Below are 26278 nucleotides of genomic sequence, written 5' to 3'. Positions count from 1 at the left end.
AGTCGGCCCACGAGGTGGACCAGAGGCGAACGAATCGGCATGTCGGGGGCTTCGGCGGACGCCGGGCACGGGTCGTCACCGCCTTCCTCCCGGATCGACCGGGCGGCGAAATGAACTGTACAGATCAGTTCACATGAACTCAACTGTTCAGTTCAGGTAGGATGTCCGCCGTGAGCACAGAACGCAGACCACCCAGCGGCGAGCGGGCAGAACGCAAACGGGCCGCGATCGTGCAGACGGCCCGCCGTGTCTTCCTGCGCGAGGGCTTCGGCGTGGGCATGGAGCAGATCGCGGCCGAGGCCGGCGTCTCCAAGGTCACCGTCTACAACCACTACGGCCGCAAGGAGGACCTGTTCACCGCGGTGATCGGCGACGCGCTGGAGGACGCGCTCGCCGACGCGCAGTCCCGCACCGAGGAATGTCTGCGCAGCGGCGACGACCTGGAAGAGGTCCTGGTCGAGACGGCCCGGGCGTGGATCCGCGGCATGGCCACGCCCGAATTCCTGGCGCTCCGCACCCTGGTCGGCGCCGAGCTCCGCCGCTTCCCCGAACTGGGCCGGGCATGGAAGGTCAACGGCCCGGGACGCTTCCGCTCGATCATGGCGGTGGTCCTGCAACGCGAGGTCGACCGCGGCGTCCTGGCCATCGCGAACATCGAACTGGCGATCACTCAGCTGTATTCACTGGTGCTGTATCCGCACTTCGCGCACAGCACCTACGGCGACACCATCGACCAGGCCACCACGGACCAGCTCATCACCGACGGCGTGGCGATGTTCCTCCACTTCTATCGGGCGGGCAGCCCCACCCCGTCCGCGTGAGCCGGTCGCAGGCGGACGAAGCCCCCGGAAGGGACACGAGTCCGCCCGCTGCCGCAGCGGGAAACCCGGCGCCGGTGGCGCCGACGCCGGCCTCCCGCATTGCGGATGCGCACTCCTGTCCGTGGTGCTCTCCGTGGTGGGCACGGAGGCGGGCCGCACTCCTGATGCGAGAGGTTGTGACCACAGCGATCAGCCCGGCAGGACCCAGCGGGCCGATCGTCGTCCACGACCAGAGGGGATGCGGCGATGGCAGGCAGCAGCACGTACGAGGGCTTCTCGGCCGAGGAGCGGTCCGCGATGAAGGAGCACGCCCAGGCGCGGAAGAAGGCGGCGCGCCTCGGCTCACGTGCGGACAAGGCGGCGGAGGCGCGGCGGGACGTGCTCGCGAAGATCGCGGAGATGGGGGACTCGGACCGGGTCATGGCCGAGCGCGTCCATGCCGTCATCACGGCCGGGGTCCCGGAACTGGCGCCGAAGCTCTGGTACGGGATGCCCGCCTACGCGCTGGACGGGAAGATCATCTGCTTCTTCCAGAGCGCGGCGAAGTTCAAGGCGCGCTACGCGACGCTCGGGTTCAGCGACCAGGCGAAGCTGGACGAGGGCGCGATGTGGGCGGCCGCGTTCGCCCTGACCGAAGTGACGGCCGAGGTCGAAGCGCGGATCGCCGCGCTGGTGAAGCAGGCGGTGGCCTGAGGTATCGCTGGACGCAGGGGCCGCCGGGGACGCGAGGCCGTGGCCGGAAACCCCGCGGAAGCCGGGACGGCCCCGGCTTCCACATGCCGATGATCTGTGTCCGAGGGGCGACCACAACCATTTGCACATGCCCACCGCCACCCCCATCGGCGACCGCAGGCCCTCAACCCAGTTCGCCGTCTTTCAACTTCACCGCCGCTTTTTCCAAAGCCGACGAGTGACCCGACCTCAGGCGGGCCCCGCACACCACCACCTCTCCACACTCCAGGCTCTGATGGGCGAGACTGTGCCGAGAAAACGCATGCGAGTGTTACGGTCTCGGCACCGTGAAAGCCGCCCGCAGAGGCAGTCGAGAAGGTCCCGGATAAGTGGGGGGACGGCAGTCCGAACAAGAAGGGTGTCGGCCGCCGCTGGACCGACCCGGAGAACCGCGGGAACGGAATCAGGATAGACGAGGGCGACCCGAACAACCCCCAGCCTGCTCAACAGGTCGATCATGTCGTTGTTCGCGCCAACGGAAAGGTAATCGGCCGAAATGGGCAGCCATTGGAAGGGTCCATCAAGGAGAACTGGGATCAAGCCCATGTTCCCTTGTCTGAGTGGCTGAAATGGGATAGTTGGAAATCTCCGTGATGGCTGCTAGGGTCAATCTCGTGGTCGTACAGTTCCCTGACATGCGTCGTTCCGTCATCGAAGCTCTACAGGCGCTTTCGGATCCGGAGTATCAGCGTCGCGTCTGGGTGGAGCGCACCTACCCCCGGCCAGGCTTTTATGATGACCTGACCCACAATGTCAACGTCCTCTACGACGACACCTCGGTCGCGGAGGACCCGCGAGCTCAGATCGGTGTGACGCTTGAGAGTGAGGCAGAGGCTGCGGCGATCGAACGTCTGACCGCTGTCCTAGATCCTCTCTTGGACTCCTTGCCCACCAAACTCGAAGACGCTCAAGTGATCTCCCGACCCGAATGGAGTGCCGTTGTGAGCGCGGCACAGGCGGCTGTCGGCATCATTCGCTGAGTACCGTGGCGCCTGATCGTCGAACCGCACGGGGCCGCCCCCGCCACCGCACGCACAGGGTCCAGGTGGCGTTCCGCCTACCCGGACCCCTCACGCATGGCGCGGTGTGCTCGTGATCGCGGTCGACGCGGATGAGTGCACGCCTGCCCGGACGACAGGCCGACCTGTACGCGAAGCTGGTGCTGAAGATCCCACCGGCTGTGTATTCGCACAACTCCCCCGAAGATGCAGTACAGCCTGAGTGGCGAATTTCCGCAGCTAGCTAGGCATATTGCTTTGGCGCAGGAGTCTGGCATACCGGGAGTGCCTGAAACGGGGCGATTCCTGCACCGGATGGCAAGCAAGCCGACACTCAAGCGAAAGAACCGCCAGCGGGCGTGCGATAGCGGCTTCAACAGGCCCGACGGCAATACTTGCGACAATACCCAAGGGGATCGATGGCTGGCAGAACAGCACAGGCGGAAGCCGCCTCAACGCCTTCTGCGCACAGCAGCGTCTCATCGACAAGGACCCATTCTATGTAGAGATAGTTTCCTAGAAGAGCTGGTACCTTGACGGGCATGCCTGAATACCCGGTGACGGCACACTTCAACATGCCGGTCGACCACCACGTCTTCTCCCTCACCGAGGACGGAGAGCGTCCGCAGATACCTGAGTACGCCAACGCGATACTCGCGTTGGCCCCAGGATTCGCAGCCGTCAACACAGGTATCGCCATGGGCGACGTACGTTTGACCGTCGAGGTGCATCAGCAGCCACCAACCCTGGACATCGACGAATGGGAGGAGGCGGTGGAAGTGACGCTGGAGGCCACCGCAGGCCGGATAAAAGTTGCGGCTGTGGACGATAGCGATCCGACGCCTCCTTTCCCGGTTCTCACCCCCAATGGCCCCGGGTATTACAGAGTCCGCGTTCACGCACGTGGCAGGGACACCGCAATCGATCTAGCGGTTGACGAGCCGGTGGAGGACTACCTGATACAAACCTGGCCGGCGCCACCGAGGCCGCAGAAGATCTACAAGCAGACCGACAGGTACGGCAGCCGCTGGGTTCTGAGCGCCGGCAAGGGGACAAACGACCACTACAGAGATTGAAAGCTCACAGTTTCGGCACCGGTGATGATCTGTTTGACCTTGCGGCGGTCGATGCCGTACTTCTCGGCCAGATACCGGTGGGAAACCGGCCGTCCTGGCCCCGTGCAGGCTCCTCGGCCGGTCCGCGCCGAGGCAGGGGTGCGTCACGTCCGTGCCGTGCGGCGGAACCGTCCGGGTGGGACGCCGTACTGCCGCTTGAACGCGTTGGCGAGAGCGAACTGCGACGAATACCCCACCTGGGCGGCGATCTGCTCCAGCGGGACGTCGGTCTCGCGGAGGATGCCGGCCGCGGCGGTCAGCCGCCACCAGGTCAGGTAGGCCAGCGGCGGCTGGCGGGTCGCGGCGGTGAACCGGCGGCCGAACGCCGCCCGCGACAGCCCCGCCTGATCCGCGAGCGACTGGACGGTCCAGGCGTGCGCGGGATCCTGATGGATGGCGTGCAGCGCCGAGCTGATCGGCGGGTCGGCCAGTGCCGCGGCCCAGCCCCCGCCACCGGGATCGCGCGGCCGGTCCTCGAACCAGGCGCGCAGCACGTGCAGCAGCAGCATGTCGAGCAGGAGCGGGACGAGTGCCGCGCCGCCGGGACGAGACGTCCCGAGCTCCCGGCCGAGACCGTCGAGTGTCGTGCGCAGGTCGTCGTGCCGTCCGACCTGCGCGGGCAGGTGCAGCACCGCGGGAACGTCGCGCAGCAGCGGGTGGGTGCGGTCCGGGTCGAGCCGGTAGCCGCCGCACAGCGTCACCACATCGCCGTCTGCCCGAAGCGGACGCCCGGCGCACTCACCAGATCCGGCGGCGCGCCGCCTGCCCGGGAGGCGGCCGTGGTGGCAGTCGTTCGCGATGTCGCCGGCGAGTTGGGAGTCAGTCCCGCGCAGGTGGCGCTGGCCTGGACCAGAGTGCGCTCTGGCGCCGTCCACCCCCTCACCGGGCCGCGCACCGCCCCGCGGTCACCGGCAGGCCGACACGCCCGGACAGCGCATGGCCCGCCGGACTCCCGCTCGGCGCGCCCTTCTGTTAGAGGAAGAGGATGACGTTGAGGGTGGGGACGTGGATGAGGAGGAAGGCGTTCTTCGCCTTCGCCGTCGCCTCCGGCTGGCGTGGGGAGACGGCGGTCGTGACGACCACGTAGCGGTCCTGGGTTCCGACATCGCCGATGCGGGCGCCTCCCGGCGGGTCGACGTCGCCGTCCGGAACGAAGCGCAGGTCGGTATGCCGCAGACGAGGCCGGGCGCCGGCAGCGGAGGCCCGGTCGGGGAACTTGAGAACGTGGCTGCTGACCAGCACGCCGTCCGTGGTTCTGAACGCGATCTCGATCCGTCCCTCGCACCCGGTCCGGCGCAGGACGGCGCGGGCTTGCCCGCTGGTCGCTCCCGACAGACAGCCCTTCTCATCGTCCAGGACCTTGGCGGCCGTGCGCTCGTAGGTCTCGGACCGCCCCTCGAAGCGGTTCTCGAACCGGGTGGCGTCGTCGTAGAAGGTGTCGACCTCGAACGCCGGGCCGCCGATGGCGGATGGCCCGGCGGTCACGAGCACGACGGCGAACGGTGCGGACAGAACGGTCGCCCCCAGAACACCTAAAGTGGAGCCGAGCGCGATGCGCTGCTTGCGTTCGCGCGCCTCCCAGCGGCGCACACGGTCGGGAAGCCCGGTTGGGCTTGGAGACCCGAGCGCCGCCGGCCCGCCGGTCTCCGCGGGCGCCGGGGGAGCCTGGGCCCGGACGACCACCGTCCCGGCGCGCCGGTCGTGCAGGCACTGTCTCAGCCGCTCGTCTTTCCTGCACACCCAGGGGTCGCTGATCAGCGGTAGGGACGCGGAGTTCCTCGGGAGGGCATACCGGCGGAAGGACCGCCGCCAGTTCGGGGGCCGTGTTCCGTCCTCCTCGCACACCACCCGGATCCCGGCGACTCGTTGGCCCAGGGTGCAGCCCCACCGCACGATCCCCCCGACGCGCAGCAGCAGCGGGCCGGCCATGCCGAGGACCACAAGTGGAGCGGTCGCCCAGAGGAACGCGGTGGAGGAGCCATCGGACAGCAAGGCGACCGCGTAGACCGGCGACACAGCCGCCAAGACCATGAGGAAGGCAGCCAGCAGGTCGAGCACGCGGGCCGCGACCCGCTGCCGTGTGCTCGCCAACACCCGCACGACACGGCCGTCATCGCCCGGTACCCGCTCTGGGGGCGTCCCTGCCGGGACATACAGGGGGGCCGTCACGGGCGTACATGCAAGCACACCCCAACTCCACCCGCGCGTGCACGTCGCGGTCAACTGGGTGGCGCCCGGCGAGAAGGTCGCCTTCGCCGAGGGCGAGCGGGTCCATCCGGCGCCGCCTTGACCGAACGGCGACTCGTCGGTTCCCGGAAGGCTAGCAAACATGAGGAAATCTCATGTATTTTGGCGCTCCCCGGCGCCTGGAGGCCACATTGGGTTCGCGACGTCTCGTGTCAACGGCCGTGGGTGCCGTTCTGGTACTGGTCGCGGCGGGGGCTCTGATCGATCCGGTCGGGTACTTCGCGTTGCTGGGAATGCCCGGACGGGTGGTACCGGCGGCGCGCTGGCAGATCGTCCCCCTGGTGGTCTACGTTCCGTTGCTGCTGACGGGCACGGCGTGGGTCGTGGCCGCCTTCGGGCATCTGGGACGGCGGGCGCGCTTCGCGACGGTCTGGGCGGGGTTCGTGCTGACCGCCGTGGTCGCGAAGGCCGCCATGTCGGTCGCGGCGACGGCACCTGAGCTGGACGTCGCCGACCTGCTGTGGTCGACGAGTTTCACCGTGCCGAAAGCGGCCCTGTACGCACTGGTCCCGGCGGCGGTCACCCTCCTTGCGCGTACGGGAGAGCGTGAGGACGTCGAGCCCGCCCGCCGGGCGCACTGGCCGGTCGCGGCCATCAGCGTCTCGGCGGTGGCGGTGACCGGGATGTGGGTGGCGTCGCACTGGTCGCGGGACCTGCCGGACGGACTGCCGTCGGCGTCCCCGCAGGGTGGGGCGGCCGGGCTCCTCGCCGGGCTGGTGACGCTCTTCCTAGCGCTCGTCCGCACCCAGCGAACCTTCGCACGGCGATCCCGCACGCCCTCGGGGGCCTTCCTCGGCGGATGGCTGGCCGCGCTCTGGGCGGGCATCGTCCTCGGCGCCGTCCAAACCGCCGGTCTCCTGATCCTGGACGGGCCGGGCGCTCCCCTGCAGACGCCCGCGGCCCTGTGGATCAGGCTCGGCGAGGGCGCGTCCCTCGGCGTCGCCTTCGGCTGGCTGCCCGCACTGCTGGCCTTGCCCGCCACCGGCCGCGCGTTCAGGCGGGCGGCCGGTGGCGCCTCCGCCGCGACGGCCCTGACCCTCGCGGTCGCGGTGGCGGCGATGGCCGGAGCCGTGGCCCTCGCCGGACCGGAGCCCGCGCCCGTCGCCCGCAGACCCGCAGCCGTGCAGGAGACGGAGCTGTCACCGTTGCGGGCCGTCCGGGGGAAGCGGCCTCGCATCGTCGACAGTGAAGGCCGGCAGGTCCTCCTGCGCGGAGTGAACGTCAACCAGTTGGTGGACTTCTATGCGCCGCGCCCGGGAGTGCCGGCGACACTGCCGCTCGGCGAGGACGATTTCGCGCAGATGGCGGCGCTCGGCCTGGACGTGGTGCGGCTGGGGGTGTCGTGGTCACGGGTCGAACCGGGCCCCGGCCGGTACGACGAGGGCTACCTGCGGCAGATCGACCGGGCCGTGGCCTGGGCGAAGCGGCACGGGCTGTACACGGTGATCGACATGCATCAGGACGGCTGGAGTGACCTGCCCACCCCGGCCGGAACCTCGTGCCCCTTCGGCACGTCCCCGATGGACGGCTACGACGGCGCACCCGCGTGGGCGACCAAGGCCGACGGCGCGCCGCGCTGCCAGTTCACCGGACGCGACATCTCACCCGCGGGGAACCGCGCGTTCACGAACTTCTACTATGACCGCGACGGTGTCCAGGGCCGCCTGGTGAAGGCGTGGGGCATGCTCGCCGCCCGCTTCGGCGACGACCCCGCGGTGGCCGGGTTCGACCCGCTCAACGAACCGGGCTTCGGTGAGCAGGCGCCGCTGACGTCGACGCTGCTGCTCGGCCGTTTCTACGACCGTGTCCTGCGGGCGATCCGCTCCGCCGAGTCCCGTCCCCATCTGCTGTTCGCCGAGCCGAGCATCTTCTGGTCCGGCACCGGGTTCGACGCGATCCCGCGCGGCTCCTTCCGGTCCGATCCCGACGTCGTCTTCGCGCCCCATCTGTACGCCGAGTCGATCACCATGGACGCCTCGCTCGGGCTGCCCGTCATGACCTCCGTTGAGCACGGCTTCGCCCTCGCGCGGCGGGCCGCCGGCGACATGCCGGTCTGGAGCGGCGAGTGGGGGTTCTGGGGCGATGCCGGCTCGGTGGCCGGCAGGCTGCGCCGCTACGCCCGCCAAGAGGACGACAGCAGGATCGGCGGAGCATTCTGGGTGTGGAAACAGGCGTGCGGCGATCCGCAGAACGGCGTCGAGCCGACCGGGAACGGGCTCAACAACCTCGACTGCGCGACGGGACGCTTCCTGCGCCGCGACGCGGTGGCCGAACAGGAGATCTCGCGCGCCTACCCGCGCGCGGCCCCGGGCGTCCTCACCTCGCTGCGGTCCCTTCCCGGCGGGCGGCCGGGCGGAAAGGCCGCCGGGCCGCAGGAACTCGCGCTCACCGGAAAGACAACGGGTGGCGGCTGTGAACTGGACATCTGGGTGCCGGGAGAAGACCGTCCCGCTCCCGCGGTCACCGGCATCGAGAGGATCGAAGCGAGAAAGACCGAGGGCGGGTGGCGGGTCACCGGCTGCGCCCGCGGCTCGTACCGGCTGACGATCAGTTGACCGGCGGCCCGTCCACTCCTTGGCGTATGAGCCGCGGGCCACGGCCTCCCCCTCCCGACCCGAGCGGGCGCCACCTGCTGCCCGGCACCGCGATGGACGCCGACGTCGCTCGCCGGAAGAACCCCGGAAGCGCAAAGTGGGACAGATGAGCATCTGTCCCACTTTGTCGTGAAGTGTCCGAGGGGGGACTTGAACCCCCATGCCCCGTAAAGGGCACTAGCACCTCAAGCTAGCGCGTCTGCCTATTCCGCCACCCGGACCGGTCGCAGGCCGCAGCGCGGCTGCGGCGGCGGAGTTCACCATACCAAAGGTGGCGAGTCGCGGCGAAGTCGATCGGCGGGGCACCATGGGACGGTACTCGAGGACACGAGGTGATCAATGTGGTTCGGCAGCCGACCGCCGAGGACGAGGTCGTCCGGCTCTGCCAGGAGCTGATCCGGATCGACACCAGCAACCCGGGCGATCATTCGGGGCCGGGGGAGCGGGTGGCGGCGGAGTACGTCGCGGAGAAGCTCGAGGAGGTCGGGCTGGAGACCCGGATCTTCGAGTCGCACCCGGGGCGGGCCAGCCTGGTCGCGCGGATCGAGGGGGAGGATCCGGGGCGGGACGCCCTGCTCCTGCACGGGCATCTCGACGTGGTGCCGGCGCGCAAGGAGGACTGGACGCGCGACCCGTTCGGCGGGGAGATCGCCGACGGGTGCGTCTGGGGGCGCGGGGCCGTGGACATGAAGGACATGGACGCGATGATGCTCGCGGTGGTGCGGCAGCGCCTGCGGGAGGGGCGCAGGCCGCCGCGGGACGTGGTGCTCGCCTTCCTGGCCGATGAGGAGGCCGGGGGGAAGTGGGGCGCGCACTGGCTGGTGCGCGAGCATCCCGAGCTGTTCGAGGGGTGCACCGAGGCCGTGGGGGAGGTCGGCGGGTTCAGCCTGACGGTGCCCGGGGACCGGCGGATGTACCTCATCGAGACGGCGGAGAAGGGCATCGCGTGGATGAACCTGACCGCCACGGGGACGGCCGGGCACGGGTCGATGGTGCATCCGGACAACGCGGTCACGGCGGTGGCGGCGGCGGTCGCGCGGCTGGGGGCGCACGAGTTCCCGGTGCGGCTGACGAAGTCGGTGCGGGCGTTCCTGGAGCGGGCCTGCATGGCGTACGGCGTCGAGTTCGATCCGGAACATCCCGAGAAGTGCCTTGAGGAGATCGGGCCGCTCGCGCGAATGATCGGCGCGACGCTGCGGAACACGCTCAATCCGACGCGGCTGGACGCCGGTTACAAGGCGAATGTGATTCCGCAGACCGCCACGGCCCAGGTGGACGGACGCTTCCTTCCCGGGCATGAAACGGAATTCTTCGCCGTAGTGGACGAACTTCTCGGTCCGGACGTCCAGCGGGATTTCGTGCACCATGACCACGCGGTCGAGACGGACTACGAGGGTGCGCTCGTCGCGGCGATGGAGGCGGCTCTGACCTCGGAGGACGGGGGCGCGCTGCCGGTTCCGTACTGCCTGAGCGGTGGGACGGACGCCAAGGCGTTCTCCACGCTGGGCATGCGCTGTTTCGGTTTCGCGCCGCTGAGATTGCCTCCAGAGTTGGACTTTTCCGGAATGTTCCATGGGGTGGACGAGCGCGTTCCCGTGGAGGGTCTGCGCTTCGGCGTCAGGGTTCTCGACAAATTCCTTGATCGCTCTTGAATTTGCCATCACCAGAGCTTTCCGTGGTGCTATCGTCACTATCCGTTGAGGACGGATCGGTTGTGGCGGAGGGTGTCCGGTGGCAGGTGGCGCGGTGCGAGTCGGGGCGGTATCCGTCCTGCTGCGCCGCGCCGCCTTCGGACGTTCCCTGCGGCGCCTGCTGGTCCTCGGCGGGCTGCTGATCGCCGGCTGGTTCCTCGGGTGCGCGGCGCAGTCCGCGCACGCCGACGAGCCGCCGCCCGCCCCCGTGACGGGGGTCGTCGAGAAGACGCCCCTGCTGGGGGACGCGGTCCAGACCGTCCGCGAGCACCGGCCGGTGCCGGGGGCGCCCGGCGTCGCCGACCCGGTCGAGGTCGTGGACGTCGTGGCGCCGAAACCGCGTGAAGAGAAGGTCGCGCGCGACGTGCCGCCGCCTCCGCCTGAAGTCCGGGTCGAGCCGTCGGCCAAGCGGAAGCCCAGGCCGGCCGTGACCGAGGTCGCCGCCGCTCCTGAGACGCATCGTCGGGCGTCCGCGCCCGCTGTCTCCAGCATTTCCCGGACGCGGCCCGGCATCGGCCACGGGGCACGCCATGTCGTGGTCCGGCACCATCCGGCGCCGAGCCCGGTGCCCGAGAAGCCGGGCACGCATTCGGCGACCGGCGGGCTCATCGCCTCCGGCGTCGCCGCCGGGATCCCGGCGGCCGGGACGTTCGTCCCCGCACCTCATCGGGCATCGCCGCGCCCTGTCTTCGGCGCGGTGCCTCCGGCCGTCCGCACCGCCGCGGACGAGCCCTCCTTCGCGCCCGACTAGTTCCTGACCACAGTCTCCGGACGCGTGCCCGTGCGGCTCGGGCGCGCCATCCGGTCTCCTGCCGTGCCCTCATGCGCGGCCTTCCCCCGAGACACACCTGTCTCTTCTCCACCAACTCTCCCCAAGGAGCATCATGCGAACGTGGGCAAAGGGCACCTCCCGTGCCATGCTGACCGCCGGATTCGTCGCCCTCGGCGTCAGCGCCATCCCCGTGAACGCCTTCGCCGACGTCACCGCCGGCAACGGCGGCGTCCTCAGCGGCAACCAGGTGAACGCGCCGATCTCCGCGCCCGTCGACGTCAGCGGCAACGCCGCCTCGCTGGTGGGCGGCAGCCAGGCGACGTCCCGCGGCGGCGCCAAGGTCGAGCAGGGCGGCAGCGGCGGCGGCCAGCGGACGTCCGGCAAGCGCGGCGTCGCGTCCGGCAACCAGGTCAACGCACCGATCTCCCTGCCGGTGAACGCCTGCGGCAACGCCGTCGCCGTCGTCGGCGGATCGCAGGCGGGCTGCGAGGGCGGCGCCAAGGTCAAGGGCAGCGGCAAGGGCGGCCAGACCACCGACGGGACGGACGGCGTCCTCGCGGGCAACCAGGTCAAGGCCCCGATCTCCGCGCCCGTCAACGCGTGCGGCAACGGCGTCGCCGTCGTCGGCGGGGCGCTCGCGGGCTGCGAGGGCGGCTCGAAGGTCAAGAGCGGCGGGAACACCGGGGCGAAGCAGCAGACGTCCGGCGTCCGCGGCGTCGGCAGCGGCAACCAGGCCGACGTTCCGATCAGCGTGCCCGTGGACGCCTGCGGCAACGCGGTCGGCAACGCGGTGGCGGCGTGCGACGGCGGCGCCTCCGTCCGCAACGGCGGCCACCGGACGGGCGGGCAGACCACCACCGGGGCGCGCGGGATCCTCTCCGGAAACCAGGGCAACGCCCCGATCAGCATCCCGGTGACGGCCTGCGGCAACGCCGCGGCGCTCGTCGGGGAGGCCGGCGCGCTCTGCGAGGGCGGCGCGCACGTGCGCAGCGGCTCCGGAGGCGACCAGAAGACCTCCGGGGCGCGCGGGATCCTGTCCGGAAACCAGGGCAACGCCCCGGTCTCCGTTCCCGCCGAGGTCTGCGGCAACGCGGCGGCCGTCGTCGGCCGTGCGGCGGCGAAGTGCGACGGCCAGACCCTCGTCAAGGGCTCGCACGGCTCCGGCGGGAAGACGTCCGGCGAGCAGGGCACCGGCTCGGGGAACCAGGCGAACGCGCCGGTCCAGGCCCCCGCGGAGGTGTGCGGCAACGCCGCCGCCGCGGTCGGGCCGGCCTCCGCGGCGTGCGACGAGCCCGGCAACGGCGGGTACGAGCCCTACTCCCGGACGACCGGCACCGCGCCCCGTCCCGGCTCGAAGATCGACCCGCCCGCGGTCGGCGGCCTCGACGGCGCTCCCGTCCTGAAGAGCGGGGCCGGCCTGGTCGACGGCCTGCCGGCGCAGGGCGTGCCCGCGGGGCGCAACCAGCGCACCGCGCTCGGCGGTGACGGCGCTCCGGCGGCCGTCTCGCTGCTGGACGCCCCGGCCCTGCCGGGCGGCGTCGACCTTCCGAAGGCGGACGGCCGCGGCGCGGCGGGCGGTGCGCCGGTCGCGAACGCTCTTCCCGAGCCGGGGAGCCCGCAGGGGCTCGGCACCGCCGCCTCGAACCTCGGCGCGGGCCTGCCCAAGGTGGGCGTCCTTCCGAACGTGACCGGTGTGTCGCGGGTGCTTCCCGCGGCGAAGGTGCTCCCCCAGGCCCCGGGCCTGGCCGGGAAGAGCGCGCCGGTGCGCGTCGGCGCCGAGCGCGTCCGGCCGGCCGAGGGGGCGCCGGGCGCGGTCTCGCTGCCCGCGAAGCCGGTCCTCCCGGTCGGCGTGCACGGCGTGGCGACCGCCCAGATCGCGGACGCGCCGGGCGGGATCGGCCGGATCAGCCCGGTCGCGTCCACGCAGACGATCACGCCGGGTACCGGGACGGGCGCGACGCTGCTGGCGGCGGTCGCGGGGGTGCTGGCCGCCGCGGCCGGGGCCCTGGTGCTGGGCCGGCGGATCCGGGTGGGCCGCCGCTAGATCCACCAGACCGCGGGTGAGCCGGCCTCGGGCCGGCATGCGGAGGACCTTCGCCCGTCCCGGAGGCGCGGACCGGGGCGGGCGAAGCCGTGCTCACGAACGGGTGAGTCCCCGGCCGCAGGCGGGCCGGCGCGGTCTCCCCGGGCGGGCGGGCCGTGGCCGCCGCGGACACGGTAACGTCACGTCAAGGAATCCGTACGCAGTGCTACGCTCCGGACAGGCCGCTGCGAACGGTCAGAAAGTACGGACGGCGCGGATGACCTTGCGGCGCAGTTGAATACGACGGCGGCCGTCCGGGTAGAGGCGCAAGCGATCGAGTTCCCAGCCGCCGTGCTCCGCGTGCTCGGTCATGATCCGCCGGGCGGTGTCACGGGTGGTGCCGCGCGGCAGTGACAGGACGAGGTAGGTGTACTCCGCCATCGCGACCATTATTACTTGGTCTACCGGCCGTGCGGCACCGTACCGTGGCCTCCCGGTCCGCGCGGTGCGCGGCGGCGTGTCATCCTGTCGGGGGCGTGCGGCGGTGAGAATCCCGCCCCCCGGCGGGGGCGGCACGATGATCGCGGGGCGGTGGCGGGAAGGCGCGGGCACAAACACGCCGCCGTGCGACGTTGTACGAAGCCGGTAGGAAGAGCCTGATTCAGAGAACCCGAGACAGCGAGGTTGGAGCGACTGTGCCAGCCAAGAACGGCACCGCGAGCAGTGGCCGGGGCAACGGGGCGGGAACGCGCCTGGTGATCGTCGAGTCGCCCGCGAAGGCGAAGACGATCGCCGGTTACCTGGGCCGCGGATACATCGTGGAGTCCAGTATCGGCCATATCCGGGACCTGCCCGGAAGCGCCTCGGAGGTGCCGGCCAAGTACAAGGGCGAGCCGTGGGCGAAGCTCGGCGTGAACGTCGAGCACGAGTTCGAGCCGCTGTACGTGGTCAACTCCGACAAGCGCCAGCAGGTGCAGAAGCTCAAGAAGCTGCTGGCCGAGGCCGACGAGCTCTTCCTCGCGACGGACGAGGACCGGGAGGGCGAGGCGATCGCCTGGCACCTCCAGGACGTCCTCAAGCCGAAGGTCCCCGTGCACCGGATGGTCTTCAACGAGATCACCAAGGACGCGATCCAGCGCGCCGCCGCGAACCCGCGCCAGCTGAACATGCGCCTGGTGGACGCGCAGGAGACGCGCCGCATCCTGGACCGCCTCTACGGGTACGAGGTCAGCCCCGTCCTGTGGAAGAAGGTCATGCCGAAGCTGTCGGCGGGCCGCGTGCAGTCGGTGGCGACGCGGCTGGTCGTCGAGCGGGAGCGGGAGCGGATCGCCTTCGTCCCCGCCCACTACTGGGACATCGCGGCCCAGCTCGACACCGGCGGCGACGAGGAGCCGACGGCGTTCAAGGCCGGGCTCGTCTCGGTCGACGGCAGGCGCGTCGCGCAGGGCCGCGACTTCGGCTCCGACGGCGCCCTGAAGACGCGGGACGCCCTGCACCTGGACGAGGCCGCGGCGACGGCCCTGGCCGAGCGCCTCCGCGGCCGCCCGTACGAGGTGAAGTCGGTCGAGCGCAAGCCGTACACGCGCCGCCCGTACCCCCCGTTCCGGACGACGACCCTCCAGCAGGAGGCCAGCCGCAAGCTGAGCTACTCGGCGAAGTACACGATGTCGGTCGCGCAGAAGCTGTACGAGAACGGCTTCATCACCTACATGCGAACCGACTCGATCACCCTGTCGGAGACGGCGATCACGGCGGCGCGACGGCAGGCGGCGTCGCTGTTCGGCGCCGAGTACGTGCCGGACAAGCCGCGCGTCTACACGTCCAAGGTGAAGAACGCGCAGGAGGCGCACGAGGCGATCCGCCCGGCGGGCGAGACGTTCCGCACGCCCGCGGAGACGGGCCTGTCCGGCGACCAGTTCCGCCTGTACGAGCTGATCTGGAAGCGGACGATCGCGTCGCAGATGAAGGACGCCGTCGGCCAGTCGGTGTCGATCCGGGTCACCGGGACGTCGACGCGGAACGAGCGCGCGGAGTTCGGCGCGACCGGCAAGACGATCACGTTCCACGGGTTCCTCAAGGCCTACGTGGAGAGCGCCGACGACCCGTCCACGGACCGGGACGACCAGGAGCGGCGGCTGCCGAACCTGGCCGAGGGCGACCCGCTGACCGCGACCGCGGTCGACGCGGAGGGCCACTCGACCCGCCCGCCGGCCCGCTACACCGAGGCCAGCCTGGTCAAGGAGCTGGAGGAGCGGGAGATCGGGCGGCCGTCGACCTACGCCTCGATCATCGGAACGATCCTGGCGCGCGAGTACGTGTTCAAGAAGGGCACGGCGCTCGTCCCGTCGTTCCTGGCGTTCGCCGTGGTGAACCTGCTGGAGCAGCACTTCGGCAACCTGGTCGACTACGACTTCACCGCCCACATGGAGGACGGTCTCGACGAGATCGCACGCGGCGAGGCCGAGCGGGTCCGCTGGCTGACCCGGTTCTACTTCGGCGACTCCGGTGAGGAGGGCCTGAAGGAGCTGGTCGGCGACATCGGCGACATCGACGCCAAGGGGATCAGCTCGTTCCCGATCAAGGGCACCGACATCATGGTGCGGGTCGGCCGGTACGGGCCGTACCTCGACCGGGACGGCGAGCGCGTCAACATCCCCGAGGACATCGCGCCGGACGAGCTGACCGCCGAGAAGGCCGAGGAGCTGTTCGCGCAGCCGTCGGGCGACCGGGAGCTCGGCGCCGATCCCGAGACCGGCCACACGATCGTCGCCAAGTCGGGGCGGTTCGGTCCCTACGTCACCGAGATCCTGCCCGAGCCGGCGCCGCCGGCCGACGGCAAGAAGCGGACGAAGAAGGCCGACACCCCCAAGCCGCGCACGTCGTCGCTGTTCAAGTCGATGTCGCTCGACACGATCACGCTCGACGACGCGCTGAAGCTGCTGTCGCTGCCGCGCACGCTGGGCGAGCTGGACGGCGAGCCGGTGACCGCGCAGAACGGCCGGTTCGGCCCGTACATCAAGAGGGGCTCCGACAGCCGGTCGCTCGGCTCGGAGGACGAGCTGTTCACGGTCACGCTGGAGCGGGCGAAGGAGCTGCTGGCGCAGCCCAAGCAGCGCGGGCGCCGCGCCGCGGCCGCGGCGCCGCTCCGCGAGCTGGGCAAGGACCCGGCGAGCGGGGAGCCGGTCGTGGTGAAGGAGGGCCGGTTCGGCCCGTACGTCACCGACGGCGAGACGAACGCCAGCCTGCGCAAGGGCGACGAGGTCGAGTCGATCACGATCCAGCGCGCCGCGGAGCTGCTCGCGGAGCGCCGGGAGAAGGTCGCCGCGGGCGGCGGGAAGAAGAAGGCGGCGCCGCGCCGTCGAACCTCCGCAAAGTCCGGTTCATAGGGACATCTACGCCGATACCCTGACCGACATGACCAGAACGGGCGCACCCCGGCCGCACCCCGCAGCGTCACCGCCGTCGGGCGTTTCGTCGCTTTCGTCGATCGGGCCGTTCCGGCGGCTCCGGATCGCGCTGGCGCTGTCCAGCGCCGCCCAGTGGATCGGCGTGCCCGCGCTGACCGCCATGGCGGCGATGCTGACGCGCGGCGACGGCGCCGCCGCGCAGGCGCAGGCGATCGGCGGCACGCTGGCGCTGATGCTGCTGCCCGCGGTGGTGCTCCCGCCGGTCGCCGGGCTGCTCGCGGCCCGCGTCGACCGCCGGCTGATGCTGATCATCGCGGACGTGCTGCGGCTGGCGGTGGTCGTGACGGTCCCGCTCGTGCACGCGCTGCCGTGGACGCTCGCCGCCGCGTTCCTCGTCTCGTGCCTGAGCCTGCTGTGGGTTCCGGCGGCGCGCGCGTCCCTGCCGGCCCTCGTCCCGGCCGAGGAGTCGCGGCCCGCCGCGCGCCGCGCCGCGACCCGCGTGCTCTACGGCCCGGCGCCCGCCGCCGCGCTGCTGTTCGCCGTCCTGGCGCTGGTCGCGAACGGGACGCTCGGCGCCGGTTCCCGCGCCGATCTCGCGGTGTACGTGACGGCGGGCCTGTTCCTCGTGTCGGCCGCCGTCGTGGCGATGGCCGGCGAGATTCCGGCGATCGAGCCGGTCGCGGCGGAGTCGCCGCTGAAACTGATCTTCCAGGGCCCGGGGTCGGCCGCCGCGCGCGGCGTCGGCCTGGCGATCGCGGCGGCGTCGGTCACGGCGGGCGCGGTCGTGGCGGTGGCCCGCGTCCACGCGGGCGAGCTCGGCGGCGGGGACGCCGGGTACGGCTCCGTCCTGACCGCGCTCACGGTGGGGCTCGGTTTCGGGCTGTTCCTCGGACCGCGCGTGCTCGTCCCGTTCAGCCGCCGCCGGCTCCTCGGCCTCGCGGTGGTCGCCGCCGCGCTGGCGCTGGTCGTGCTCGCCCTCGTCCAGAACCTCGTCGTCGTGGTGTTCGCGACGGCGTTCCTCGGCGTCTTCGCCGGGGCCGCGTGGTCGACCGCGAAGGCGGCGGCGCACGACCCCGAGGCGCCGGAGGACGCGCGCCCGGCGGCGTACCTGCGGTCGGTCGCGCTCGTCACCGCGCTGCTCTCGTTCGCCGTCGTCCCGCTGATCGCGGCGGCGGCCGGGTCGCACCGCCTCGACCTCGGCGGCGGCGTCTACGACGCCTACGGAACGGGCGTCGCCCTGCTGGTCGCGGCCTTCCTCGCCCTGGCGGCGGGGCTGCTGGCGTACCGGCGGCTGGACGACCGGCGCGGCGTCCCGCTCGTCCCCGACCTGCGCGCCGCCCTGCACGGTGAGATCTACACGCCGCCGGAGGAGGCCGCCGCCGCCCCGCAGCCCGTCCACCGCAACCGCGGCGTGTTCATCGCCTTCGAGGGCGGCGAGGGCGCGGGCAAGACGACGCAGGCGCGGCTCGCCGCGATCTGGCTCCGCGACCACGGCTACGACGTGGTGACCACGCACGAGCCGGGCGCCACCAAGATCGGGATGCGGCTGCGTGCGATGCTGCTGGACCGCGACACCACCGGCCTGTCCGACCGTGCCGAGACCCTGCTGTACGCCGCCGACCGCGCCGACCACGTCGCCAACGTGATCAAGCCGGCGGTGGACCGCGGCGTGATCGTGGTGAGCGACCGCTACGTCGACTCGTCCCTGGCCTACCAGGGCTTCGGGCGGGGCCTCCCGGTGGAGGACATCGCCCGCGTGAACGCCTGGGCGACCGGTGGCCTCGCCCCCGACCTGACCGTCCTGCTGGAGATTCCGCCGGAGGCGGGCCTCGGGCGGCTGCCGGCGCCCGCCGACCGCATCGAGTCGGAGTCGCGGGAGTTCCACGAGCGGGTCCGCGAGGGCTTCCGCGCCCTCGCCGAGGCCGACCCGGACCGCTACCTGGTCCTGGACGCGAGCCGGCCGCAGGGCGAGCTGAGCCGGGAGATCCAGTACCGCATCCGGGAGATCCTGCCCGACCCCGTCCCGCTCGGCACCGAGGACGCCACGAGCACGTTCCCGGTCATCACCGACTTCTGAGCCCGCTAGCCTCTGTTCCATGAGCGTGTGGGACGACCTGGTGGGGCAGGAGCCCGTCATCGCGCAGCTGTCCTCGGCGGCCGGGGGGGCGGGCGGGCTCGCGCACGCGTGGCTGTTCACCGGGCCGCCCGGGTCCGGGCGCGTGACGGCCGCGCGGGCGTTCGCCGCCGCGCTGCAGTGCACGGAGACGCCGCGCGGGTGCGGGCACTGCGCGTCCTGCCACCAGGTGCTCCAGGGGACGCACGCGGACGTCGAGGTCGTCCGGCCGCAGGGGCTGTCGTTCGGCATCAGGGACGCCCGCGCGCTGGTGCTGCGGGCCTCGTCCTCGCCGAGCGGGAGCGGTCGCCAGATCGTGCTGTTCGAGGACGCCGACCGGGCCACCGAGGGCGCCGCGAACGCGCTGCTGAAGGCGATCGAGGAGCCGCCGCCGCGGACGGTGTGGCTGCTGTGCACGCCGTCGCCGGAGGACCTGCTCGTCACGATCAGGTCGCGCTGCCGGCTGGTGACCCTGCAGACGCCCCCGATCCCGGCGATCGCCGACTTCCTCGTCCAGCGCGACGGCGTCGAGCGCGAGACCGCCGAGGTGGTGGCGCGGGCGGCGCAGGGGCACATCAGCCGGGCGCGCCGGCTCGCCTCGGATCCGCGGATGCGGCGGGTGCGCGAGCAGGTGGTGGCGGTGCCGCGCCGGCTGACCGGGGTGAGCGCGGCGGTCGCGGCGGCGGAGACGCTGGTCGGCGCGGCGAAGGCGGAGCGGGACGCGCAGACGGCCGAGCTGAACGACGCGGAGACCTCCGCCCTGCGCAAGGCGCTCGGCGAGAGCGAGAAGGGGCGGATGCCGCGCGGGACGGCCGGCGCCCTCAAGGAGCTGGAGGACCGGCAGAAGTCGCGGGCGACGCGGATCCTGCGCGACGCCCTGGACCGTACGCTGCTCGACCTCGCGTCCTACTACCGCGACGTGCTGACGCTCCAGCTGGGGGCGGGGAGCGAACTGGTCAACATCGAGCTCGGCCCCGAGCTCCGGTCCGCCGCGGCGGACGGACGCCCGGAGGACACCCTCCGGCGCCTCGATGCGATCATGGACTGCAGGGAGCGGTTGGCGGCCAACGTCAATCCGCAGCTGGCGTTCGAGGCGCTGACCTTGGCGTTGCGTCAAGGGTGATACGGGCGGGGCTTACACAACTTGTCCCCATTCGTTACATTTCCGTACGCGACTCTCAATGAGCGCCCCCGTAACGTTCGCTGGCTGATCGACCGAAATCCGGTTGGTTACCCCCCACAGCCAGGAGGTCTGCCTTGCGGCGAGCCTTGATTTCCGCCGCGTGCGCCGTCACCACCGTGACGGCCCTCGCGTTCCCAGCATCCGCAGCTCCGGGCCAACCACAGGCGAAGGGCGAGGTCTCGGAGTACGTCGTCCTCTACAAGGAGGGTGCGTCCCTCGGGCAGGCCCACCGGGCCGTCTCGGCCGCCGGCGGCAAGGTCGTGCACGAGAACCGCGACGTGGGCGTCGCGACCGTCACGTCCCAGAACCCCGAGTTCATCCACGCCGTGATGAACCAGCGGGCGCTGGACGGCGTCGCGCACAACCGGGTCATCGGTGAGGCGCCCAAGACCGCGAAGAAGGCCCCGAAGGTCGAGAAGCTGACCGGGGCCCTCCACGGCGCCAAGACGCAGGCCGCCCCCGCGGGCAAGCCGTCCAAGGACACCGAGCCCATGGCGGACCTGCAGTGGGACATGAAGCAGATGCACGCCACCGCGGACGGCTCCTACAAGAAGGAGCCGGGTGACCGGCGCGTGCTGGTCGGCGTCCTCGACACCGGCGTGGACGGCGACCACCCGGACATCGCGCCGAACTTCAACCGCAAGCTCAGCCGCAACTTCACCCGCGACATCCCGGAGGACGCCAACGGCGACGAGGTCGACGGGCCCTGCGAGTTCACGTCGTGCGTCGACCCCAACGACTGGGACGACAACGACCACGGCACGCACGTCGCGTCCACGATCGCCTCGCCCCGCAACGGCCTCGGCATGGCCGGCGTCGCGCCGAACGTGTCGATCGTGAACCTGCGCGTCGGCCAGGACTCCGGCTACTTCTTCCTCCAGCCGACCGTCGACGGCCTCACCTACGCGGCCAAGCACGGCATCGACGTCGTCAACATGTCGTACTACATCGACCCGTGGCTGTGGAACTGCGGCAACAACCCCGCCGACAGCCCCGAGGACCAGTTGGAGCAGCGGACCATCATCAAGGCGGCCCAGCGCGCCCTCGACTTCGCGCACGACCGCGGCGTCACGCTGATCTCCGCGGCCGGCAACGACCTCGTCGACTACACCAAGACGAACACCGACGACAGCAGCCCCGACTTCCCGTCCACGCCGGGCGAGGAGCCGCACGACCGCACCGTCCCGGCGAGCTGCGTGTCGATGCCGTCCGAGGGCGAGAACGTCATCCCCGTCTCGGCGACCGGCCCGAGCGGCCGCAAGTCGTACTACAGCAGCTTCGGCAACGGCTACGTCGCGGTGGCGGCGCCCGGCGGCGACAAGGTCGACAACGCCGCCCAGCGTCCGGACGACAAGGGCGGCATCTGGGCCGCCTACCCCGAGCGGCTCGCGAAGGAGCGCGGCGAGCTGAACGCCGACGGCACGCCGAAGGTGGGGTACCTCATCCGCAGCTGCAAGGGTGACAAGTGCGCCTACTACCAGTCGATCCAGGGCACCTCGATGGCGTCCCCGCACGCGGTCGGCGTCGCGGCGCTCATCGTCAGCAAGTACGGGCACAAGGACCGCAGCGGCGGCCTGACCATGGACCCGGGTCTCGTCGAGCGGGTGCTGCGCGGCACCGCGACCCCCAAGGAATGCCCGAGCCCGGCGACGGTCGAGTACGTCTGGTACACCCAGTCGAACGGCCAGTGGGTGAAGCACACCTCCACCCAGACCTGTGAAGGCTCGAAGGGCCAGAACGGGTTCTTCGGCAGCGGCATCGTGGACGCGCTGAACGCCGTCTCGCGCTGACCCTCTGGAACCACCCCAGGACGCGACCCCCGGCTCCGGCCGGGGGTCGCGTTCTTTCCCGCGTCGTGCGGTCCCGGACTCCTCGTGCATGATGGGGGGATGCCGTACCGAGTCACCTTCGTCTGCACGGGCAACATCTGCCGCTCCCCGATGGCCGAGTGGGTGCTGCGCCACCACGTCGAGGAGGAGGGCCTGGACGTCGAGGTGGACAGTTCGGGCACGGGCGGCTGGCACGTCGGCGACGGGGCCGACCAGCGGACGGTCGCGGCGCTGGAGCGCGCCGGCTACCGGTCGGCGCACATCGCGCGGCAGTTCGACGCCGCCTGGTTCGACGGCTACGACATGATCATCGCGATGGACGCGAGCCACGAGAAGGCCCTGCGCTCGATGGCGCCGAACTGGCAGGCGCGCGGAAGCATCCGGCTGCTGCGGCAGTTCGACCCGGGCGCGGGCGACGACCTCGACGTCCCCGACCCCTACTACGGGGGGCGCGACGACTTCGACCTCGTCCTGGAGCAGGTGGAGGCGGCGATGCCGGGCCTGCTCAAGGAGATCCGCTCGGCGCTCGAAGACCGCTGAGCGCGTGCGGCTGGAGAGGCTGCTCGGAACCGGGGTCGAGGACGTCCACGACCTCGGCTCCAGCCATTCCTGGACGTTGCGCAGGGCCTCCCTGGCCGACGGCCGCGAGGTCTTCGTGAAGGCGGCGCGGGACCAGGCGGGCGTGTTCGCCGCGGAGGCGGCCGGGCTGCGCTGGCTGGGGGAGGCCGGCCCCGGGACCCCCGTCCCCGACGTCGTGGCGGCGGACGAGCACATGCTCGTCCTGCCGTGGCTGCACTCGGCTCCACCGTCCCGCGAAGCGGCCGAACGCCTCGGACGGGAACTGGCGGCCCTGCACATCGGGAACCGTCCTGACGTCTACGGCGCGCCCTGGGACGGCTTCATCGCCGACCTCCCCCTGGACAACACGCCGGACGGCCGTCCCTGGCCCGCCTGGTACGCCGAACGCCGCCTGGAACCGTTCCTGCGTCTCGGGGCCAGGCACCTCTCGACCGGCGACGTCCGCCTTGTGGAGCGCGTCATGGCGGACATCGAGACGCTCGCGGGACAGCCGGAGCCGCCGTCCCGCATCCACGGCGACCTGTGGTCGGGAAACGTCCTGTGGACGGGCGACCGGGCGCTGCTCATCGACCCCGCCGCGCACGGCGGGCACCGCGAGACCGACCTCGCCATGATGGCGCTGTTCGGTACGCCGCACCTCGACACCGTGCTCGGCGCCTACGATGAGGCCGCGCCCCTTGCGGACGGATGGCGTTCCCGCGTCCCGCTGCACCAGTTGCACCCGCTGCTGGTCCATGTGGCGCTGTTCGGGGGGTCGTACCGGGCGTCCCTGGTCGAGGCGGCCCGCGCGTCCCTCGGCTGAGGCGGCTCACGACTTGGTAACTCCGCGTTCATGGGTTTTTGTCGCGATCCATATGCGGTAGAAACGACGGGCGATCCGGCAGGAAGGGTAGGTAGGCAACCCCATGGACGACGGCAGGCGCGAGGACCCGGGTAACCGTCTCGGCTCGTGGAAGGGTCTCGTCCCCCTCGGCGTGGCCGCCACCGTCGCGCTGCTCATCGGAGGGGGTGTGGACATGGTGCACCGCCACCAGCGCGCCGCCGACAAGGAGCACGAGGCCAAGCCCGCCGCCAAGGCCGAGAAGACCGAACCGTCGTTCGTCGTCGGAGTCACCCAGAAGGGCGCCTCCCTCCTCGTCCGCAACGTGCGGACCGGCACGAACGTGGGGCTGCCTGTCGCCGCCCCGCAGGACCGCCGCTTCCACCGCGTCGCCGCACTCAAGGACGGTTCCTACATCGTCGCCACCCCCGGCGCCCGCGACGTCACCTTCCAGCGCCTGCGCCTGGACGACGGACGTCCCAAGGACCTCAAGCCCATCCCGAAGGCCATCGTCCCCGGCGTCTCCACCGTATGGTCGGATCTCGCCGTGACCCCGGACGGCGCCCAACTCGCCTACGTCACCTACAAGGGCGCGAGCGCCCGTGTGGACGTGGTAACGCCGGAGACCGGCGTCCACAAGGTGTGGACGACCAGGCTGCGCGCACGCGTCGGAAGCCTTTCCTGGTCCGGGACCACGCTGTCCTTCGTCTGGAGCCCGGTCGGCATGGCGAAGCACCAGGTCCGCACGATCGACACCAACGGCCCCGCCGGCGACCTCAAGTCCAGCAAGGCCGTCATGCCCCTGCCCAAGGGCAGCTCCAACGCCATCATGAGCCGGGACGGCACTTCCCTTATCGCGGCCATAGCGAAGAACTCCGAACTGACCCTCCAGACCTTCACGCTCCAGGGAAGTCCCACCAAGACCCTGTGGACCCAGAAGGTCAAGGGCGTCCCCACCGGCCTCGACATAGCCCACACCGGCCACGGCGTCATCGCGACCGCGGGCGACCTGTACGCGGAGGGCGTCCCGGCCGTTCCGGCAGGGGATCTCGCCGACGCCGCCTGGTGAGACCTAGAGTGGTCGCATAACCGGGCGAACGGAGCGAAACGTGGGCATGATGATGGCCGTCAGCTTCACTCGTTACGGCCGCCTGTTCTACCTCGATCCGGGGCCCCACAGCCCCAAGGTCGGCGACAAGGTCCTCGTGCCCACCGACTCCGGTCCCGAGGTCGCCGAGTGCGTGTGGGCCCCGCAGTGGGTCTCCGAGGACGTCGACGGCCTCCCCGAGTGCGCCGGCCCCGCCACCGACGAGCACCTCGCCCGCGACGAGGCCAACCGCCGCCGCCGCGCCGAGGGCCGCCTCACCGCCAAGCGCCTCATCCGCAGGCACGACCTCCCGATGAAGGTCATCGGCGTCGACTACCTCGACGCCGACAACATCTTCAAGATCTACTTCACCGCCCCGCACCGCGTCGACTTCCGCGCCCTCGTCCGCGACCTGGCCCGCGGCATCAGGGCCCGCGTCGAGCTCCGCCAGGTCGGCCCCCGCGACGAGGCCCGCCTCCAGGGCGGCATCGGCCCCTGCGGCCGCGACCTGTGCTGCGCCACCTTCCTCAAGGACTTCGAACCCGTCTCCGTGCGCATGGCGAAGGAGCAGGACCTCCCGGTCAACCCCCTGCGCATCGCCGGCGCCTGCGGCCGCCTGATGTGCTGCCTCAAGTACGAGCACCCGTTGTACGTCAAGGCGCACGACAGCATGCCGGCCCTGGGATCGCGCGTGGACACCCCGAACGGCCCGGGCCAGGTCGTGGGCCGCAACGTCCCCTCCGACAAGGTCACAGTCCGCCTGAACAGCGGGGGCCGCTGCTCCTGCCCGTCAGCCTCCGTCTGCTCCCCCCGCAAGCAGCACGACGCCCGCTACGCCCCCTCAGACAACGGCGAGCCCGGCTAAGAACCGCACGGCCGTACCCGGGCCGGGCGAGAGCTGCCCGCTCGGCCACGGTATTGACAAGGCTCGTGGTCTCCGCGGTACCAGCGCGCGTGTTTCGGTGCGCCCTACGGGATGGAGAGAAGCGCGCCCTTTTCGTCGTTCATGCCTGCGGCGAGAAATCGAGTGGTGCCCGGTATGCGGGTGATGGCGCGAACCTCGAAGGGGCTGAAGCCGGAAGCCCCGATCCTGGTGCTCGTCCAAGTGCCCGTAGCGGTTCGGTGGGCGAGGGCCGACTCGGTGGCGTTGGCGTCGGTGGAGCCGATGAGCCAGACGCCGCCGTCCGCGTCGGTGATCGGGGCGCCGAACGGGCTGAGCCGTCCTGTCTTCTCCGTGGTGCTTTCGGCCGTCCAGCGGCGTCCGTCGGCGTCGCCGTGCAGGAGAAGGGACGACAGGTGGAGGTCGCCCGGGCCCAGCGGCTCGGTGCGGGTGCCGTCCATCTCGCTGGACGGGATGCCCCCGGCGCCCTCGGCGGTGATCCAGATGCCGGCGTCCGTGGCGGTGATCGTGTCGAGCTTGTACGTCGTCTTCTCGAAGCCGTTCCTCTTCCCGGCCGGCAGGACGCCGTCCAGCGGGACGGGCCTCCAGCCGGAGCCGTCCTGGTGGTACAGCTTGTTCTCGAAGGTCAGCGCCCAGATGTCCCGTGCGGAGCGGGCGCTCGTGCGGGCGATCCGGAACGGTGGCCTCGTCTCCGACCATCCGTCCGCCGAACGGGTCCAGGCCGCCGCGGCGGCGCGCGAGCCCGTGCCGTAGACCCGCACGTCCCGCGGGGAGAACACCTCCAGCGCCGTCACGGTGAATCCGGGGAGGCGGCGGTCGATCTTCCAGCGTTCGCCGTTCCAGTGGAGGACGGTCGAGCCCGACCCGCCGAGGGTGACCGCCCAGACATCGGACGCCGCGGACGCCCCCGCCGCCTTGACCGCGCCGATCCGTCCGCCCGGGAGGTCGACCTTGCTCCAGTCGCGGCCGTTCCAGTGCCGGGCCGTCGGCCGCCACACCGTGTCCTCGGAGCCGCGCCCGCCGAACGCCCACACGTCCTTCGGCCCCGTCGCGACGATCTGGGGATCGACTCGCAGCGACGCGTCCTCGACCTCCACCCGCCACGGGGCGCCCCCGGCTTCCGCCCCCAACGGCGTCGACTCGACGGCCGGGGCTCCGCACCCCCCGAGGGCGAGCAGGGCCACAACGCCGGTTTTCGGCAAACGAAATCTCATACGCTCTCCATCCCGAAACGGTCGCCTCATCCTCCGCCCGTGGAGAGCCCGGCGAATGAGCACCCGTACCTAGAACGCGCGGCCTCCCGTACTCACCGTTGACCAGGGCATTCGCGGGGGCTCGTTGTGATGTTGCTATACGGCCGCGGGCA

20 protein-coding genes and 1 tRNA gene are annotated in these 26278 nt (G+C 71.4%); 16 read left to right on the top strand and 5 right to left on the bottom strand.

The window, feature by feature from the left end; translation table 11 throughout:
- Positions 1–170: 170 nt before the first annotated feature.
- The 4 genes from BKA00_RS25370 (at position 171) to BKA00_RS25355 (ending at position 3627) form a co-directional block, all read left to right on the top strand.
- On the top strand, positions 171–821 hold the full coding sequence (locus tag BKA00_RS25370; protein ID WP_221493288.1) for a TetR/AcrR family transcriptional regulator: 651 nt from the start codon (positions 171–173) through the stop codon (positions 819–821).
- Between the two features lie 246 nt (positions 822–1067).
- Positions 1068–1514: an iron chaperone gene (locus BKA00_RS25365; protein ID WP_185028885.1), complete on the top strand. Its 447-nt coding sequence runs from the start codon at positions 1068–1070 to the stop codon at positions 1512–1514.
- A 617-nt stretch (positions 1515–2131) separates the two neighbouring features.
- On the top strand, positions 2132–2533 hold the full coding sequence (locus tag BKA00_RS25360) for an SCO4402 family protein (protein WP_185028883.1): 402 nt from the start codon (positions 2132–2134) through the stop codon (positions 2531–2533).
- Positions 2534–3093: 560 nt separating this feature from the next.
- The gene (locus BKA00_RS25355; protein WP_185028881.1) at positions 3094–3627 is read left to right on the top strand and encodes a hypothetical protein; all 534 of its coding nucleotides are present in this window, start codon (positions 3094–3096) and stop codon (positions 3625–3627) included.
- A 143-nt stretch (positions 3628–3770) separates the two neighbouring features.
- Here BKA00_RS25355 and BKA00_RS25350 read toward each other — a convergent pair whose 3' ends face one another.
- Both BKA00_RS25350 and BKA00_RS25345 read right to left on the bottom strand, forming a co-directional pair.
- Complete coding sequence (locus BKA00_RS25350) at positions 3771–4541, bottom strand: helix-turn-helix transcriptional regulator (protein WP_185028878.1); 771 nt, start codon at positions 4539–4541, stop codon at positions 3771–3773.
- A 97-nt stretch (positions 4542–4638) separates the two neighbouring features.
- Positions 4639–5757, bottom strand: a complete 1119-nt coding sequence (locus tag BKA00_RS25345) for an RDD family protein (protein WP_185028876.1) — start codon at positions 5755–5757, stop codon at positions 4639–4641.
- A 317-nt stretch (positions 5758–6074) separates the two neighbouring features.
- On the opposite strand from BKA00_RS25345, the gene BKA00_RS40590 reads away from it, so the two are divergent.
- Positions 6075–8468, top strand: coding sequence for a cellulase family glycosylhydrolase (locus tag BKA00_RS40590; protein ID WP_185028874.1), 2394 nt, complete (start codon positions 6075–6077; stop codon positions 8466–8468).
- Between the two features lie 174 nt (positions 8469–8642).
- On the opposite strand, the gene BKA00_RS25335 is transcribed toward BKA00_RS40590, so the two are convergent.
- A tRNA-Leu gene (locus BKA00_RS25335) sits at positions 8643–8728 on the bottom strand.
- A 111-nt stretch (positions 8729–8839) separates the two neighbouring features.
- Between BKA00_RS25335 and BKA00_RS25330 the strand changes: the two genes are divergently transcribed.
- The 3 genes from BKA00_RS25330 (at position 8840) to BKA00_RS25320 (ending at position 13014) form a co-directional block, all read left to right on the top strand.
- The gene (locus tag BKA00_RS25330) at positions 8840–10159 is read left to right on the top strand and encodes a M20/M25/M40 family metallo-hydrolase (RefSeq protein WP_185028872.1); all 1320 of its coding nucleotides are present in this window, start codon (positions 8840–8842) and stop codon (positions 10157–10159) included.
- 94 nt (positions 10160–10253) lie between these two features.
- Positions 10254–10949 carry a hypothetical protein gene (locus tag BKA00_RS25325; protein WP_185028870.1) on the top strand — a complete coding sequence of 232 codons (696 nt, stop codon included), beginning with the start codon at positions 10254–10256 and terminating at the stop codon, positions 10947–10949.
- A 133-nt stretch (positions 10950–11082) separates the two neighbouring features.
- A complete protein-coding gene (locus BKA00_RS25320) occupies positions 11083–13014 on the top strand; it encodes a chaplin (protein ID WP_185028868.1) in 1932 nt (643 codons plus the stop codon).
- A 234-nt stretch (positions 13015–13248) separates the two neighbouring features.
- Here the strand turns inward: BKA00_RS25320 and BKA00_RS25315 are convergent, their stop codons facing one another.
- Positions 13249–13434: a DUF5703 family protein gene (locus tag BKA00_RS25315; protein WP_185028866.1), complete on the bottom strand. Its 186-nt coding sequence runs from the start codon at positions 13432–13434 to the stop codon at positions 13249–13251.
- Between the two features lie 254 nt (positions 13435–13688).
- Here BKA00_RS25315 and topA point away from each other — a divergent pair, with 254 nt between their 5' ends.
- From topA to BKA00_RS25275, 8 genes are all read left to right on the top strand, one after another.
- Positions 13689–16379, top strand: a complete 2691-nt coding sequence (gene topA / locus BKA00_RS25310; protein WP_185028864.1) for a type I DNA topoisomerase — start codon at positions 13689–13691, stop codon at positions 16377–16379.
- Positions 16380–16407: 28 nt separating this feature from the next.
- Complete coding sequence (gene tmk / locus BKA00_RS25305) at positions 16408–18477, top strand: dTMP kinase (protein WP_185028862.1); 2070 nt, start codon at positions 16408–16410, stop codon at positions 18475–18477.
- 19 nt (positions 18478–18496) lie between these two features.
- Positions 18497–19636, top strand: coding sequence for a DNA polymerase III subunit delta' (locus tag BKA00_RS25300; protein WP_185028860.1), 1140 nt, complete (start codon positions 18497–18499; stop codon positions 19634–19636).
- A gap of 134 nt (positions 19637–19770) precedes the next feature.
- Positions 19771–21486, top strand: coding sequence for a S8 family peptidase (locus BKA00_RS25295; RefSeq protein ID WP_185028859.1), 1716 nt, complete (start codon positions 19771–19773; stop codon positions 21484–21486).
- Positions 21487–21585: 99 nt separating this feature from the next.
- A complete protein-coding gene (locus BKA00_RS25290; protein WP_185028857.1) occupies positions 21586–22065 on the top strand; it encodes a low molecular weight protein-tyrosine-phosphatase in 480 nt (159 codons plus the stop codon).
- A gap of 4 nt (positions 22066–22069) precedes the next feature.
- On the top strand, positions 22070–22906 hold the full coding sequence (locus tag BKA00_RS25285) for a fructosamine kinase family protein (protein ID WP_185028855.1): 837 nt from the start codon (positions 22070–22072) through the stop codon (positions 22904–22906).
- A gap of 103 nt (positions 22907–23009) precedes the next feature.
- Entirely contained in the window at positions 23010–23993 is a 984-nt protein-coding gene (locus tag BKA00_RS25280; RefSeq protein WP_185028853.1) for a TolB-like translocation protein, read from the top strand.
- 46 nt (positions 23994–24039) lie between these two features.
- Positions 24040–24876 carry a PSP1 domain-containing protein gene (locus tag BKA00_RS25275; protein ID WP_185034773.1) on the top strand — a complete coding sequence of 279 codons (837 nt, stop codon included), beginning with the start codon at positions 24040–24042 and terminating at the stop codon, positions 24874–24876.
- Between the two features lie 104 nt (positions 24877–24980).
- Here BKA00_RS25275 and BKA00_RS25270 read toward each other — a convergent pair whose 3' ends face one another.
- The gene (locus tag BKA00_RS25270; protein WP_185028851.1) at positions 24981–26126 is read right to left on the bottom strand and encodes a hypothetical protein; all 1146 of its coding nucleotides are present in this window, start codon (positions 26124–26126) and stop codon (positions 24981–24983) included.
- Positions 26127–26278: the final 152 nt, after the last annotated feature.

It is taken from the genome of Actinomadura coerulea (assembly GCF_014208105.1).
In the GTDB taxonomy this organism is placed as follows: Bacteria; Actinomycetota; Actinomycetes; order Streptosporangiales; family Streptosporangiaceae; genus Spirillospora; species Spirillospora coerulea.
This window is presented reverse-complemented; position numbering and strand designations above follow the sequence as displayed.